A 13,659-nucleotide genomic window follows, 5' to 3' on the forward strand; every position below is an offset into this window, starting at 1 on the left:
CCAATCGCGAGCGCGCTCGCTAGGTCCGGCGCCATGGCCGACACGCCCACCCCGATGATGCAGCAATATCTCGCGCTCAAGCGCGAGGCGGGCGATGCGCTGCTGTTCTACCGCATGGGCGATTTCTTCGAACTGTTCTTCGAGGATGCGCGGGTCGCCGCGGGCGTGCTCGATATCGCGCTCACCACGCGCGGCGAACATGCCGGGGAACCGGTGCCGATGTGCGGCGTGCCGGTGCATGCCGCCGAAGGCTATCTCGCGCGGCTGATCAAGGGCGGCTGCCGCGTCGCCATTGCCGAACAGACCGAGACGCCCGAGGAAGCGAAGGAACGCGCCCGGCGCGACGGGACGCCGGTATCCAAATCGCTGGTGGCGCGCGATATCGTGCGCTTCGTCACTGCCGGCACGCTGACCGAGGAAGCGCTGCTCGAACCGCGCCGCGCCAATCTGCTGGTGGCGGTTGCCCCGGTGCGCGACGGCGTGGGGCTGGCGTCCTGCGATATCTCGACCGGGCGGATGGAGCTGGAGCAATGCACCCCCGATGCGCTCGACGCGGCGCTGGCACGGATGGGCGCGAGCGAAATGGTCGCACCCGATGACTGGGACGCTGCCCCCGCCGACATGATCGCCCGCCCGCGCGCCGATTTCCGCAGCGAAGATGGCGAAGCGCGGCTCAAGGCCATCCACGGGATCGCCACGCTCGACGGGCTGGGTGATTTTACGCGACCGATGCTGGCGGCGGCGGCGGGTCTGATCGCCTATCTCGACCATGCCGGACGCGGAACCCTGCCCTTCCTGCTGCCCCCGATCGCGCGCGGGACGGGCGCGCATCTGGCGATGGATGCAGCGACGCGGACCAGCCTGGAGATTCTCGAAGCGCAGGGCGGCGGGCGCCCGGGCAGCCTGATCGCCTGCGTCGATCGCTGCGCCACCGGCGCGGGCGCGCGCCAGCTGGCCGAAGACTTGTCCGCTCCGCTCGCGGATCGCGGCGCGATCGAGCAACGGCTGGCCAGCGTCCATCATTTCCACACCGATCCGCTGCTGCGCGCCGACCTGCGCGCGGTGCTGCGGCAAGCACCCGATATCGGGCGCGCGCTGGGGCGGCTGGTTGCGGGGCGCGGCAGCCCGCGCGATCTCGGCCAGATCCGCGACGGCCTGTCCGAAGCGCGCCGGGTACGCGCGATGCTGAGCGACAGCACGGACCTGCCCGCGCTGCTACAACGGATGATCGAGGCGCTGGGCGGGCATGCGGCGCTGGTCGACCATCTCTCGCGCGCGCTGGTCCCCGCCCCGCCCACCGAGCGCGGCCAGGGCGGCTATGTCGCCAGCGGCTACGACCATGCGCTCGACGCGCTGCGCGAAACCTCGGGCAATGCGCGCAAGGCAATCGCCGCGCTCGAGGCGAAGTATCGCGCGGATACCGGCACCCCCTCGCTCAAGATCAAGCACAACAAGGTGCTCGGCTATTTCATCGAAGTGCCCGCCAAGCACGGCGACAAGTTGATGGCGGCGGACAGCGGCTTCACCCACCGGCAGACCATGGCGGGCGCGGTGCGCTTCAATTCGCTCGGCCTGCACGAGGAAGCCACGCGCATCGCGGAAGCCGGCGCGCATGCGCTGGCGGCCGAGGAAGCGCATTTCGAAATGCTCGTCGGCGAGGTGGTGGCCGCGCGCGAAGCGATTGCCGCGACTGCCGCGGCGCTGGCGCGGATCGACGTATCGGCGGCGCTGGCCGAGCGTGCGGTCGAAGGCGACTGGGCCCAGCCCGAAATGCTCGACGAGCCCTGTCTCGAGATCACCGGCGGGCGGCATCCGGTGGTCGAGGCGGCGCTGGCGCAAGCCGGCGAGCGCTTCGTCGCCAATGATTGTTCGCTGGGAACCGATGACCGGCTGTGGCTGATCGGCGGGCCCAACATGGGCGGTAAATCGACCTTCCTGCGGCAGAATGCGCTGATCATGCTGCTGGCACAGGCGGGCAGTTTCGTGCCTGCCCGCGCTGCACGTATCGGGCTGGCCGACCGTCTGTTCAGCCGGGTCGGCGCGTCCGACAATCTTGCACGGGGACGCTCGACCTTCATGGTCGAGATGGTCGAGACCGCCGCGATCCTCAGCCAGGCGACCGCGCGCAGCTTCGTGATCCTCGACGAGGTCGGGCGCGGCACCTCGACCTATGACGGGATGGCGCTTGCCTGGGCAGTCGTCGAGGCGGTCCATGAGAACCTGCAATGCCGCTGCCTGTTCGCCACGCATTACCACGAGCTCTCACGCCTCGCGGACACCTGCGACAGACTGAGCCTGCACCATGTCCGCGCACGCGAATGGAAGGGCGACCTGGTGCTGCTGCACGAGCTTGCCAAGGGCGCGGCGGATCGCAGCTACGGGCTTTCGGTGGCCAAGCTGGCAGGTGTCCCCGCCCCTGTCATCAAGCGCGCGCGCACGGTGCTCGACAAGCTCGAAAAGGGCCGCGAACAGACCGGTGGGCTCGCCGCGGGACTGGGCGAACTGCCGCTGTTCGCAGCGACCGCGCAGCAGCCGGAGGACGAACCCGATGCGGTGCGGACTGCGCTCGAGACGCTCGATGTCGATGCGCTCTCGCCGCGTGAGGCGCTCGAGACGCTCTACGCGCTCAAGGCACAGGCCAGCGAAACGGACACTTAACCCGCTTGCGTGTAGGGTGCGTCGCTATGGATGACGGACTGCCTCCCGGAGTGCTGAAAAAGCTGGCGATGGTCGGCCTTTTCCTGCTCGCCGTGCTGCTGCTGGTGGGCGGCGAAGACGACCCCGGACTGATCGGCCAGCTTGGCGACGGCGCACCGGGCGATGCCGACTATGGCGAACCGCGCGAGACAGAGGTCGTTTCGTCCAGCCCCGAGCCGCCGCCACCGGCACGGCGCCCGGACCCGTCGCTATCCGCATGGTATGCCGAGAGTGAAACCTCCGGGCCCGCCGAACCGACACCGCTCTCCCCCGCCCCGCTCGATGACAGCTATCTGATCAACGATGCCGCACCGACCGTCGACACGTCAGCCTCGGCCCCGCCGCCTGGTGCGGTAGTGAGCCGGGAGGCCCCGCCCGAGATCATCGAGTAACGGCGGAACCGGCGCGCCGATCCGCGATTGATATCCTATGGCGCAAGACGATCCCCCCGACTATCCCGACAAGTCGACCGAATGGGCCGAATTGCGCACCGATCTTGCCGAAGACCGTAATATCATGGCGCTGGAGCGCACCTTTGCCGGGTGGATGCGCACCGCCTTCGCAGCGATCGGTATCGGCCTGGGGTTCAAGGCGGTCTTTGGCGCATTCGATCCGCCATGGCTGGCGAAGGCGATTGCGACGGTGTTCATCCTCGCGGGCGGGTGGCTGGCAATTACCGCACAGCGCCGTGCCTGTCATACGATGGCGAAGCTGAGTGCACACAAGTTCGAGGCCGTATCGGCCCCGAACTTCCGTGTGCTTGCTTATGCGATTGCTGCCGGTGCGCTGATCCTGACCGCGGGTCTGTGGATCCTCAATGACGGCAGCCTGACGAACTAGGTCCCGTCGCCGCGCAATCCGTCGGGTTTGGCGGGCTTGCCGTATTTGTCGACATTGTCGTCATGGTTGGGTTCGCCGCGATAGGCCGACATGTCGATCCGGCCCGAGCTTTCCATGTCGCGCATGTGGTCGATCGTGTCTTGCGTCGAATCGCCCATCAGGTCGCTCTTGTTGTCGCCCTTGCTGCTTTCGGTTGGCGATCCCGTTTCGGGGGTCTGCGCTTCCTCGGACACTTCCTGCGCCTGGTTGCGATGATCGTCCTGCTCGTCGTTATGCGTTTCGGGCGCGAGGTCGGCCTGGCGCTCCTCCTGGCTGCTTACCTTCTTGTCGGTCATGCGTAGTCTCCTTTGCCTGACCAACGGAGAGCAAGGGCGCAGGGTTCCTGCGGAGATGTTTCTTGTAGGGTGCGCAAACGGCATCCGCCGCCAGCTAGCGGCTGCACCAGCCCACGCCCCCACCCGGCCACCCATAGAATATCGTGCCGTGAGTGGCCGGGTGGGGGCGTGGGACGGAACAGCAAGGTCAGGACGGATGTCCTGACCGCACCCACAAACTACCGCGTCGGCACCGGCTCTTCGCCCGTGTAATCGTAGAACCCGCGACCCGTCTTGCGGCCGAGCCAGCCGGCCTCGACATACTTCACCAGCAGCGGTGCGGGGCGGTACTTGGCATCGCGGGTGGTCTTGTAGAGCACCATGATGATGTCGAGGCAGGTGTCGAGCCCGACGAAATCGGCCAGTTGCAGCGGCCCCATCGGGTGGTTGAGGCCGAGGCGGCAGCCCTTGTCGATATCCTCGATCCCGGCAGTCGACTGGCCCAGCACGAACACCGCTTCATTGATCATCGGCAGCAGGATGCGATTGACGACGAAGCCCGGCTCGTCCTGCGACAGCACGACTTCCTTGCCCAGGCTTTCGGCAAAGGCGGTGGTGCGGTCGGTGGTCGTCTGCGCGGTCGCAAGGCCGGGGATGACCTCGATCAACTTCATCACCGGCACCGGGTTGAAGAAATGCAGCCCGATGAAGCGCGCGGGATCGGGCGCATAATTGGCCATCCGCGTGATCGGGATCGAGCTGGTATTCGAGGCCATGATCGCATCGGCGGACAGGTATTGCCCGGCCTTTTCGAAGATCGCCTGCTTGATCGCTTCCTTCTCGGTCGCCGCCTCGATGATCAGGCTGGCGTCCTGCATCGGCGCGTAATCGGCGACCGGTGTGATGCGCCTCAGCGTGGCTTCGGCATCGGCGATCTCGATCTTGCCCTTGCCGACCAGCTTGCCCAGCGCCTTGTCGATCCCGGCGTGCGCCTGCTCGGCGACCTCCAGGCTGACATCGGCGAGCAGCACATCGATGCCGTTCGCGGCCACGGTCTGCGCTATTCCCGAGCCCATCTGGCCCGCACCGATGATGGCAACCGTATTGTTCATCGAAATTTCCTTCGCGTCTGCAGCATTGCCGCTGCACTAGCGAAGGTGCGGAGCGCTGGCTAGCGCCTCAGCGGTTGGCGCCAGGCACCCACTTCACGTCTGCGCGCCCATCATCATTGGCAACGCGCGCCAGCACGAAGAGGTAATCCGACAGGCGATTGATATAGGCGAGCGCCTCGCTGTTGGTGGGCATTTGCGCCGCCATCGCGGTCATTGCGCGCTCGGCTCGCCGGGCGGAGGCGCGGGCGACATGCAAGCGCGCAGCGGCTTCGCTCCCACCGGGAAGGACGAAGCTGGTCAGCGGTTCGAGCCGGGCATTCGCATCGTCGATTGCACTTTCGAGCCATGCGACCTGTCCCGCGACGATCCGCAGCACCATTTCCGAAGGCGCGAAATCGCCATCATCGCCCGCGGGCGTCGCCAGATCCGCACCGAGATCGAACAAATCGTTCTGGATACGATAGAGCGGTGCGGCGAATTCGCCGTCGGCCAGCGCAACTGCGGCCTGGCCAAGCGCGCTGTTGGCTTCGTCGACCGCGCCGATCGCTTCCATCCGCGCATCGTGCTTGGGCAGGCGCGAACCATCGACGAGACCGGTGGTGCCGTCATCACCCGTGCGGGTATAGATCTTGTTGAGCTTGACCATGCTGCGGAGGCCGTCCGGCTCAGTTCGCGATGGCGAGGATCACGGCGACCACCACTACTGCCAGTGCTTGGTACTTGATGCGGGCGAACATCATCTTGTTCTGCATCAGCTGCATGTCGGTGGCATCGGTCTGCTCACCACTTTCCAGATCGATCTTGGTGCTTTTCATGAAGGCGACGATCCCGCGGATGAGCGAGGCGACCACGAGAACCATCAGGATGACGAGGAGAATGATGAGGAATGTGTTCATAGCCCAACGGACTTAGGCGCTCGCGAGCGAAATGCCAGCCGGAAAACTGTGCAAGCGCAGTTGCTCTGCAAGCAACAGTCCGTCCTCGCCCGCCTCCCGCCGATCGGCCAGCGATGGCGACCCGCGCCGCTTGGCGAGCTTCTGCCCGCTATCGTCCACCAGCAAGCCGTGATGGTGCCAGCGCGGCACCGGCAGGCCGAGCAGCGCCTGCAGCAGACGGTGGATCGGCGTTGCCGCGAACAGGTCCATTCCGCGCGCCACCAGCGTCACCCCGTCGGCTGCATCGTCGAGCGTCGCGGCAAGGTGATAGCTCGCGGGGGCATCCTTGCGCACGATCACCACATCGCCCGCCTCGCGCGGATCGGCGGTCTGCGGGCCGGCCAGCGCATCCTCCCATGTCAGCGCGCCGACATCGGCCAGCGCCCGCGCGACATCGAGCCGCAGCGCCGCGGGTCTGTCCGGATCGGGCGGACGGGTCTTGCACGTACCGGGATAGACCACGCCCTGCGACCCCATCTGCGGTGCGAGCGCCTCGATCTCGGCGCGCGTGCAGGTACAGCGATAGAGGTAGCCGCGCGCAAGCAGATCCTGCGCGGCGGCGGCATAGGCCGCGAGCCGGGTCGATTGCGCGGGCACTTCCTCCCATTCGAGCCCCAGCCACGCGAGATCGCGGCGAAACGCATCGGCCAGTTCGGGCCGCGACCGCGGGCCGTCGATATCCTCGATCCGCAGCAGGAACCGTCCCCCCGCCTGCCGCGCGAGGTCATGCGCGACCACTGCCGAATAGGCATGACCCAGATGCAGCGGGCCGTTTGGACTGGGGGCAAAGCGGGTGACGGTCATACGTTCTGGAAAGGAGAGCGCGGAATAGCGCCGGTTGCGGATAAGTTTGTGGACAGCCTGTCTGTAACAGGCTTGACGCTTTTCCTTGCAAGTGCATTTTCTACTGCATCAGGGAGGAACGCACAGGTGTTCAGGGCCGAACTGCTTGAACGGGCCGCAAGGTTCCGCAGTACCGACGAAGATCCGACGCGTAATCTGCAGTCGTGCCCTTCGCTCGTCCTCAATGCCGATTACACGCCGCTGTCCTATTACCCGCTGAGCCTGTGGCCGTGGCAGACCGCGATCAAGGCGATCTTCCTCGACCGGGTCGACGTGATCGAGACCTATGACCGCGAGGTCCATTCGCCTTCGCTCGACATGAAAATCCCCAGCGTGATCGCGCTCAAGCAATATGTGAAGCCGAGCGAATTTCCCGCGTTCACCCGCTTCAACCTGTTCCTGCGCGACCGCTTCAGCTGCCAGTTCTGCGGCGCGATGCACAATCTGACCTTCGACCACGTCGTCCCGCGCCGGCTGGGCGGCAAGACGACATGGGAAAACATCGCCACCGCCTGCGCGCCCTGCAACATGAAGAAGGGCGGGCGCACGCCGAAGCAGGCGGGGATGCAGCTTTACAACGAGCCGATCCGCCCGACGCACTGGCAGCTGCAACAGCACGGCAAGCAGTTTCCGCCCAACTACCTCCACAAAACCTGGCGCGACTGGCTCTACTGGGACATCGAACTGGAGGCGTGAGATAGTCCATCTAGGTCAATCTTACATCTTTTGGCGTTTCAGCTCAGGAATTTCTCTATCGCTACAAGCGCAAGCAACCAAAAAATGACCCGCAGACTCTTCCGTTGCCAAATTGGTTTAGAGTCCTCGTATGCGTCGACATCCGTAATTCTAATTCCTGGATCTTTGTAACGTCGACCACTCCAAGAATAAACCGAGCGAAACTTGGTCATCAAGTCCCCTCGCCTTGCTTCCGCCGAGTTCGAACGCGCAGCAATTAGATTTGCGTAGATGTGGCGACCCTGATCGCGATCATAAGCTTCCTTGCCCTCCCCTTTCCGAAGGGATGGGTGCGTCGGCCGCAGTCCGCAATCGATACAGGGGTCGAAAAGGCTGTATCTCGGCGCACCGCAATTGAGACAGACTTGAGTCATGGGCTCCGCTTAGCTTCGGATGCTAAACAATGATTTACAACCGCGGCTCGGTTCAGGTCACGGCTGCCCGCTCGCGGAATTCTGCGCGCTGCCATTCGCCTGTTTCGACCACCTCGCCAAGGTGCCGCGCGGCTTCGGCGATGTCCTCGAACCGCAGATAGGCGGGGGCGAAGCCGAACCGCAGGATATCGGGATCGCGGAAGTCGCCGATCACGCCGCGCGCGATGAGCGCCTGGCAGATCGCGTAGGCTTCCCGGTGGCGGAAAGAGAGCTGGCTGCCGCGCTGTGCGGGATCGGCGGGGCTGACGAGATCGAGCGCGACGCCGCGTTCCGACAGGCACTGGCGGAAGAATTCGGAGAGCGCCTGCGACTTGGCGTACAGCTGGTCGACACCGATCTCCGCGATGAGGTCGACGCCCACTTCGAGCGCTGCCAGCCCGAGGATCGGGGGCGTACCGCAGAGCAGCTTTTCGATCCCCGGCGCGGGTTGGTAATCGTCGCTGAACGCGAAGGGCGCTGTGTGTCCGAACCAGCCGGTCAGCGGCTGCTGTGTCTCGCCTAGGTGCCGTTCGGCCACGAAGGCGTAGGCAGGCGCGCCGGGCCCGCCGTTGAGATATTTATAGCCGCATCCCACCGCGAAATCGGCCGCGCATCCGCCCAGATCGACGGGCAGCGCACCGCCCGAATGCGACAGGTCCCACAGCACCAGCGCCCCCGCCTCATGCGCGGCGCGGGTCAGTTCGGCCATGTCGAACAGTTCGCCGGTCTTGTAATGCGCATGGGTCAGCAGCAGCAGCGCGACATCGTCATCCAGCGCCTCGGCCAGCCGCTCGCGCGGGGCCAGCCGCCGCTCGGCAAGCCCTTGTTTTTCCAAGCCATCGATCATGTAGAGATCGGTCGGGAAATTGCCCGGCTCGCTCAGCACCACCTTGCGCCCGGCGCGCATCCTGAGCGCCGCGGCAATCAGCTTGAACAGATTCACGCTGGTGGAATCGCAGGCAATGACCTCCTGCGGCTGCGCGCCGATCAGCGGCGCGATCTTGGCGCCGATCCGGGCCGGCCAATCGACCCAGCCGGCCGTATTCCAGCTGCGGATAAGGTCCTGCCCCCATTGCTCGCGCACCACCTGTTCCATCCGCTGCGGTGTCGCTTTCGGCAGGCACCCCAGTGAGTTGCCATCGAGGTAGATCACTCCTTCGGGCACGAGGAACCGGTCGCGGAATTCGGCCAGCGGATCGCCTGCATCGAGGATCCGCGCGCGCTCGAGCCCTGTCTCAGTCATTGGGCAGCTCGCGCAGGATGGCACGGGTAAGACCGGCATCGCCGCCTGCTATCTTGAGTGGCAGTGCGATCAGTTCGTAACGCCCCTCGGGCACGTCATCGAGCACCAGCCCTTCGAGGATACGCATGTCATGCTCGAGCACCGCCTTATGCGCATCCATCGTCTTGCTGTCCTGCGGATCGACGCTGGGCGCATCGGTGCCGACGAGTTTGACGCCCTGCAATGCCAGCCATTCGATCGCTTCGGCATCGATGGCGGTGAAGCTGCTGTTCCATTCGCCATGCGGAAAGCGTTCGAAGGTCCGGAACAGCACGCGGTCGGCGCTGTCGATATGCGGAAGATCGCCGACCGAAATCCTACCGCCGCCGACGCGCGTGGCATCGACCACCAGGCACTCGCCGATATAGGGATCGAGCGCGACATTCGCGATATCGGGCGCGGTTGCCGAATAATGCAGCGGCGCATCGCCATGCGTGCCCGAATGCGTGCTCATCGTCATCCGCCCGACATTGACCGGCGAGCCGTCCTCCATCTTCCATGTCCGGTCGAAGGCGAAGGCGGTGTCACCCGGCCAGACGGGCAGGCCGGGGCGCAGCGTCTGCGAAATATCCCAGATCCGGCGCGCGCTTTCCCAACTGCTCATATCGCAGTCCTCACGCTGAGAAGCTCGGGGAAGAAGGCGGCCTTGAGCACGCTGGCGAGATAGGGAACGCCGGGGGTGCCGCCGGTGCCTTTCTTGAAGCCGATGATCCGCTCGACCGTCTTGAGATGACCGAAGCGCCAACGCTGGAAATGGTATTCCAGATCGACCAGCTTCTCGGCCAGTTCGTAAAGGTCCCAATATTCCTTCGGGTCGCGGTAGATCTCCGCCCAAGCCGCCTCGACCGCGGGTGCGTGTTCCCACGGACTGGCGTGATCGCGCGAAAGCACATCCTCGGGAATGGCGAAGCCGCGCCGCGCGAGCAGCGCGATCGCTTCGGCATAGATCGATTTACGTGTGAGTTCAGCGCGCAGGCCGTCGGCCACCTCGGGTGTCGCCTCATGCATGGTGATCATGTCCGGATTGCGCCCGCCGAGGAGGAATTCCATCATCCGGTATTGCGCGCTCTGGAACCCGCTCGACCCGCCCAGATGCGGGCGGATGGTCGAATAATCATGCGGGGTCATCGTGCTGAGCACGTCCCAGCTCTGGATCAACTGCCCCTGCGCCCGCGCCACGCGGGCGAGCATCTTGAATGAAGGCCGCAAGCGATCCTCGCAGATACACTCGCGCGCTTCGGACAATTCGTGGAGGCACAGTTTGAGCCATAGCTCGCTGGCCTGGTGGACGATGATGAACAGCATCTCGTCATGCGCATCCGAGGTCGGATGCTGCGCCGCCAGAATGCGGTCGAGATCGAGATAGCTGGAATAGGTGACGTTGGATGCCATGCGGGCTGCCCTAGCGCGCATCAGTCACCGATGAAACTACCCCTCGATCACCTGCGTATGCGGGTGGTGCGTGTCGAGGTGTTTTTTCACGATGCGCAGGTTCTTGGTGTTCGAGCGATAGACGACGTCGAAGGCATCGCCGATAAGCGGAACGCTGCCCACGGTGCTGTCGATCGCGATATTGCCGATCATGCGCCAGAGCTTCCAGCGCGGCAGGCCGAGGTTCTTCGCTTCCCAGACGATATAGCCGGCCAGCGCGGCGGTGATGATATCGCCGGCTACCGGGATGAAGCCGATGATCGTGTCGAGACCGATGGGATATTTCGTTCCGGGGACCACCAGGCTGCGTTCGAGCAGATGCTCCATCGCCTCGATCCGTTTGCGGATCGATACCGGATCGGTGCCGGTCGGGAGGTCCAGCCCCATCGGGCGCGGGCGGTTCGGATTGTCCATGATGCCCTAGATGGGTGCGCGGGAAAGGGGGAACAAGGGATGAATACTCCACGGGTTCTCGGTAAAGGCCTCGATATCCGCGCGGACCAGCGACCAACGGATCGGCGCGCCAAGCGGGATATAGAGATTGGTCCCCAGCAAGGTGGCTTCGGCTTCGTAGAGGTATGAAGCTTCCTCCCCGCCATCGCGCGCATCGAGCGCGAGCGTGACGAGATAGTCGGCATCCTCGCTGCATTGCCGGCGGCTGACGGTACAGTTGAACTGGTTGAGGAACCAGCGCGGCGAGGCATAGCGCGCCACGCGGTCCCGCAGCGTAAGATCGGCTGTATCGAGAGTATCGGCGCGGGTAGCCGAGACACCGATCGCGGCGAAATCCTCCGCCAACCCTTCGAACAGGAGGTCGGACCCGGGTCCTGCCGGCAGGAACAGGCTGACCTGCGGTTCCTGGCCGCTGCCCGCGCGCCATTGCGCAACTCGCTGGCGGGCGTCGGTCCGGCGTTGCTCGAGCGAGAGCGCTGCCCAGCGCTCGCTGCGCGATTCCGCCGGAGTTGACAGGATAGTCGGCACAATCCGGGTCGAGGCGATCCAGCCGCCGATGTTGAACGGCTGCATCAGGCCTTCGCGGTCGATCGCCATGGCCAATGCCTCGCGGGTACCGATCGTGCCGAGGAAGCCCGCCGCGCGGCGGACATCCAGACCGAACAGGCCGACCGCCGCGTCGAGCCGCACATTGCCGCGTGACAGCGGGCCGGTGCTGGCCAGCGGCAGTGTCGCCACCCGCCCGCCGAGCACGACGTCGAACCGGCCCTCCGCGAACCCATCGGTCGCGGCTTGCGCGCTCGCCGAGCGCACCCGCACGGTGCGCACGATTTCGTCCCAGCCCGGCTGTTCGGGAAGTCCGCGCAATTCGGGTCGCAAGGGGGACAGCAGCAGCCCATCGTCCTGTACACTCTGCGTCATGAGACCCACGCTCTGCTCGCCGAAAGCGATCCCGAGTTCGGGTTGCGCGAGCACCTGGAGGAAATCGGGCATCAGGCTGGTCAGGCGAATTTCGATCACTCGCCCGGTCATCGCGCGGATATCGCGGACCTTGGCGAGGTCGAGGCCGAGCGAAGTGCCCTGCAATTGGCGCATGCGACGCTGGAGCGCATCGCGGACCGCCTGCGCGGTCAGGCGTGAGCCGCCGGGCAGGTCGAATTCTTTGATGCGGAAGATATAGCTCGCGCCGCCATCGGTCACGATCCAGCGTTCGGCCACGCCGGGGACCACTTCGCCGCGCGGGTCGAGCCGCACTAGGCCGGTTGAAACCGCGGCCCGGACATGCTGGCCAGCGGGGCTTAGCCGGACGCCTTCCGCGGCCAGTTCCCCCGGCTCGGCAATAAACGCGACATCGACGATACCGTCATCGGTGCCCGCGTTGCACGCAGCCAGCGAAGCAGACAGGAAGGCGAGGAGCCACGAGCGCATTAAAGCCGGTTAGCAGCCCCCGCGCCCGGCGTCAGCCGAACAATTCAGAGTTTGCGGAGACGACGTTCTTCGTCGGAGAATGTGGTCGGCTGGGTTGTCGGATGGGTATAGCGCGGCGCTGGCACCGTGGAACCGACGGGGGCGCGTACGATCTTGGGATCGATCTCGTTTTCGAAAGCCACGCCGAAGCGGTTGCCCTGCGCCCAGGCGACGCTGCCCTTGACCATGCCGATATTGCGCAGTTCGATCATCAGCCGGTCGCCGCGCGAGGCTGTGACACCGCTTTCTTCAGCCATCATCCCGCCGGCCGACAGATTGCGCACCTTGACCCGGATCGCTTCCGAGCGACCTTCGAAGGTCAGCTGGGCGAACAGGAGCAGACTATCACGCGAAACATTGCGAGTCTCGACCGAGGACATGGCGTTTATCGTATCCCTACATGCGTTGCTCGGGCCCGGGGCCCGGACGATTGCTGGACCGATACTACACTAGCGACGAGACATAAACATTCGGTTATCTTACGCCTAGTCGTCTAGTCGTCGCGCGAGATCTTCTCGCGGCGCTCGTGCGCTTCCTGGGCTTCGACGGTCATGGTGGCGACGGGGCGGGCAATCAGCCGCTTGAGGCCGATCGGATCGCCGGTCACTTCGCACCAGCCATACTCGCCCTGCTCGATACGGCGTAGCGCGGAATCGATCTTCGAGATCAGCTTGCGCTGCCGGTCGCGCGTCCGCAGCTCGATCCCCCAATCGGTTTCGGATGAAGCACGGTCGTTGAGGTCGGGTTCGCGGATCGGGCCATCCTGCAGCGACTGCAGCGTCTGCCCGGCGGCGTCATGGATCGACTTTTTCCAGTCGAGCAGCAGCATGCGGAAGTAATCCTGCTGCTGCCTGTTCATATATTCTTCGTTTTCGTCGGGAACGTAGGAATCGCCAAGCGCAGCGCGCGCTTCGGCAAGTTTTTTCTTTTCGTTTGCCACGGAGGCCATTGAGGACCCTCTCACCACAGTCGAATACTGACGTCAGGCCATCGTCGTCCTGTCGGCCCGAAGTTTTCCGGTGCCCCCGATGACCCGTTGGGCGCGGCCTATAGGCAAGCGCTACCGGAGGCACAAGCGCCAATCCGACGAGCCGTTGAATTGCCCTCCGGACATGGCGGGTGCGGCTTTATTGGGGG

General features: G+C 65.0%; 16 protein-coding genes. 4 read left to right on the forward strand and 12 right to left on the reverse strand.

From position 1 onward, the window contains the following. The first annotated feature begins 33 nt into the window (after positions 1–33). Genes mutS through N6L26_RS10010 form a run of 3 tightly spaced genes read left to right on the forward strand, consistent with a single transcriptional unit; the run spans position 34 to position 3,537 of the window. Positions 34–2,658, forward strand: a complete 2,625-nt coding sequence (mutS, locus tag N6L26_RS10000) for a DNA mismatch repair protein MutS (RefSeq protein ID WP_263605435.1) — start codon at positions 34–36, stop codon at positions 2,656–2,658. Positions 2,659–2,684: 26 nt separating this feature from the next. Beyond that, a complete protein-coding gene (locus N6L26_RS10005) occupies positions 2,685–3,089 on the forward strand; it encodes a hypothetical protein (RefSeq protein WP_263605436.1) in 405 nt (134 codons plus the stop codon). Positions 3,090–3,126: 37 nt separating this feature from the next. After that, positions 3,127–3,537, forward strand: coding sequence for a YidH family protein (locus tag N6L26_RS10010; protein WP_263605437.1), 411 nt, complete (start codon positions 3,127–3,129; stop codon positions 3,535–3,537). Here the strand turns inward: N6L26_RS10010 and N6L26_RS10015 are convergent. From N6L26_RS10015 to gluQRS, 5 genes are all read right to left on the reverse strand, one after another. Then, on the reverse strand, positions 3,534–3,872 hold the full coding sequence (locus N6L26_RS10015) for a hypothetical protein (RefSeq protein ID WP_263605438.1): 339 nt from the start codon (positions 3,870–3,872) through the stop codon (positions 3,534–3,536). The genes N6L26_RS10010 and N6L26_RS10015 overlap by 4 nt on opposite strands. Positions 3,873–4,090: 218 nt before the next feature. Continuing rightward, positions 4,091–4,963: a 3-hydroxyacyl-CoA dehydrogenase NAD-binding domain-containing protein gene (locus tag N6L26_RS10020; RefSeq protein ID WP_263605439.1), complete on the reverse strand. Its 873-nt coding sequence runs from the start codon at positions 4,961–4,963 to the stop codon at positions 4,091–4,093. A 67-nt stretch (positions 4,964–5,030) separates the two neighbouring features. Next, entirely contained in the window at positions 5,031–5,609 is a 579-nt protein-coding gene (locus N6L26_RS10025) for a cob(I)yrinic acid a,c-diamide adenosyltransferase (RefSeq protein ID WP_263605440.1), read from the reverse strand. 19 nt (positions 5,610–5,628) lie between these two features. Then, positions 5,629–5,859, reverse strand: a complete 231-nt coding sequence (locus N6L26_RS10030; RefSeq protein WP_253520528.1) for an HIG1 domain-containing protein — start codon at positions 5,857–5,859, stop codon at positions 5,629–5,631. 12 nt (positions 5,860–5,871) lie between these two features. Continuing rightward, complete coding sequence (gene gluQRS / locus N6L26_RS10035; RefSeq protein WP_263605441.1) at positions 5,872–6,702, reverse strand: tRNA glutamyl-Q(34) synthetase GluQRS; 831 nt, start codon at positions 6,700–6,702, stop codon at positions 5,872–5,874. 126 nt (positions 6,703–6,828) lie between these two features. Between gluQRS and N6L26_RS10040 the strand changes: the two genes are divergently transcribed. Next, the gene (locus N6L26_RS10040) at positions 6,829–7,437 is read left to right on the forward strand and encodes an HNH endonuclease (RefSeq protein ID WP_263605442.1); all 609 of its coding nucleotides are present in this window, start codon (positions 6,829–6,831) and stop codon (positions 7,435–7,437) included. Positions 7,438–7,902: 465 nt separating this feature from the next. On the opposite strand, the gene kynU is transcribed toward N6L26_RS10040, so the two are convergent. The 7 genes from kynU to dksA form a co-directional block, all read right to left on the reverse strand. Further along, entirely contained in the window at positions 7,903–9,132 is a 1,230-nt protein-coding gene (kynU, locus tag N6L26_RS10045; protein ID WP_263605443.1) for a kynureninase, read from the reverse strand. Further along, positions 9,125–9,775, reverse strand: coding sequence for an arylformamidase (gene kynB, locus N6L26_RS10050; protein WP_263605444.1), 651 nt, complete (start codon positions 9,773–9,775; stop codon positions 9,125–9,127). The genes kynU and kynB overlap by 8 nt, the downstream gene beginning before the upstream one ends. Further along, positions 9,772–10,563, reverse strand: a complete 792-nt coding sequence (locus N6L26_RS10055) for a tryptophan 2,3-dioxygenase (RefSeq protein ID WP_263605445.1) — start codon at positions 10,561–10,563, stop codon at positions 9,772–9,774. The genes kynB and N6L26_RS10055 overlap by 4 nt, the downstream gene beginning before the upstream one ends. 36 nt (positions 10,564–10,599) lie before the next feature. Further along, entirely contained in the window at positions 10,600–11,016 is a 417-nt protein-coding gene (locus N6L26_RS10060; RefSeq protein ID WP_263605446.1) for a DUF4112 domain-containing protein, read from the reverse strand. A gap of 6 nt (positions 11,017–11,022) precedes the next feature. Beyond that, positions 11,023–12,483: an ABC transporter substrate-binding protein gene (locus N6L26_RS10065; RefSeq protein ID WP_263605447.1), complete on the reverse strand. Its 1,461-nt coding sequence runs from the start codon at positions 12,481–12,483 to the stop codon at positions 11,023–11,025. A gap of 44 nt (positions 12,484–12,527) precedes the next feature. Then, the gene (locus tag N6L26_RS10070; protein ID WP_263605448.1) at positions 12,528–12,902 is read right to left on the reverse strand and encodes a PilZ domain-containing protein; all 375 of its coding nucleotides are present in this window, start codon (positions 12,900–12,902) and stop codon (positions 12,528–12,530) included. 113 nt (positions 12,903–13,015) lie between these two features. Then, the gene (gene dksA / locus N6L26_RS10075) at positions 13,016–13,471 is read right to left on the reverse strand and encodes an RNA polymerase-binding protein DksA (protein ID WP_263605449.1); all 456 of its coding nucleotides are present in this window, start codon (positions 13,469–13,471) and stop codon (positions 13,016–13,018) included. Positions 13,472–13,659 lie beyond the last annotated feature (188 nt).

The organism is Qipengyuania sp. SS22 (genome assembly GCF_025736935.1).
GTDB lineage: Bacteria > Pseudomonadota > Alphaproteobacteria > Sphingomonadales > Sphingomonadaceae > Qipengyuania.

Coding starts and splice junctions, on each gene's coding strand:
- mutS (WP_263605435.1), top strand. CDS start 34: ATGGCCGACACGCCCACCCCGATGATGCAGCAATATCTCGCGCTCAAG.
- N6L26_RS10005 (WP_263605436.1), top strand. CDS start 2,685: ATGGATGACGGACTGCCTCCCGGAGTGCTGAAAAAGCTGGCGATGGTC.
- N6L26_RS10010 (WP_263605437.1), top strand. CDS start 3,127: ATGGCGCAAGACGATCCCCCCGACTATCCCGACAAGTCGACCGAATGG.
- N6L26_RS10015 (WP_263605438.1), bottom strand. CDS start 3,872: ATGACCGACAAGAAGGTAAGCAGCCAGGAGGAGCGCCAGGCCGACCTC.
- N6L26_RS10020 (WP_263605439.1), bottom strand. CDS start 4,963: ATGAACAATACGGTTGCCATCATCGGTGCGGGCCAGATGGGCTCGGGA.
- N6L26_RS10025 (WP_263605440.1), bottom strand. CDS start 5,609: ATGGTCAAGCTCAACAAGATCTATACCCGCACGGGTGATGACGGCACC.
- N6L26_RS10030 (WP_253520528.1), bottom strand. CDS start 5,859: ATGAACACATTCCTCATCATTCTCCTCGTCATCCTGATGGTTCTCGTG.
- gluQRS (WP_263605441.1), bottom strand. CDS start 6,702: ATGACCGTCACCCGCTTTGCCCCCAGTCCAAACGGCCCGCTGCATCTG.
- kynU (WP_263605443.1), bottom strand. CDS start 9,132: ATGACTGAGACAGGGCTCGAGCGCGCGCGGATCCTCGATGCAGGCGAT.
- kynB (WP_263605444.1), bottom strand. CDS start 9,775: ATGAGCAGTTGGGAAAGCGCGCGCCGGATCTGGGATATTTCGCAGACG.
- N6L26_RS10055 (WP_263605445.1), bottom strand. CDS start 10,563: ATGGCATCCAACGTCACCTATTCCAGCTATCTCGATCTCGACCGCATT.
- N6L26_RS10060 (WP_263605446.1), bottom strand. CDS start 11,016: ATGGACAATCCGAACCGCCCGCGCCCGATGGGGCTGGACCTCCCGACC.
- N6L26_RS10065 (WP_263605447.1), bottom strand. CDS start 12,483: ATGCGCTCGTGGCTCCTCGCCTTCCTGTCTGCTTCGCTGGCTGCGTGC.
- N6L26_RS10070 (WP_263605448.1), bottom strand. CDS start 12,902: ATGTCCTCGGTCGAGACTCGCAATGTTTCGCGTGATAGTCTGCTCCTG.
- dksA (WP_263605449.1), bottom strand. CDS start 13,471: ATGGCCTCCGTGGCAAACGAAAAGAAAAAACTTGCCGAAGCGCGCGCT.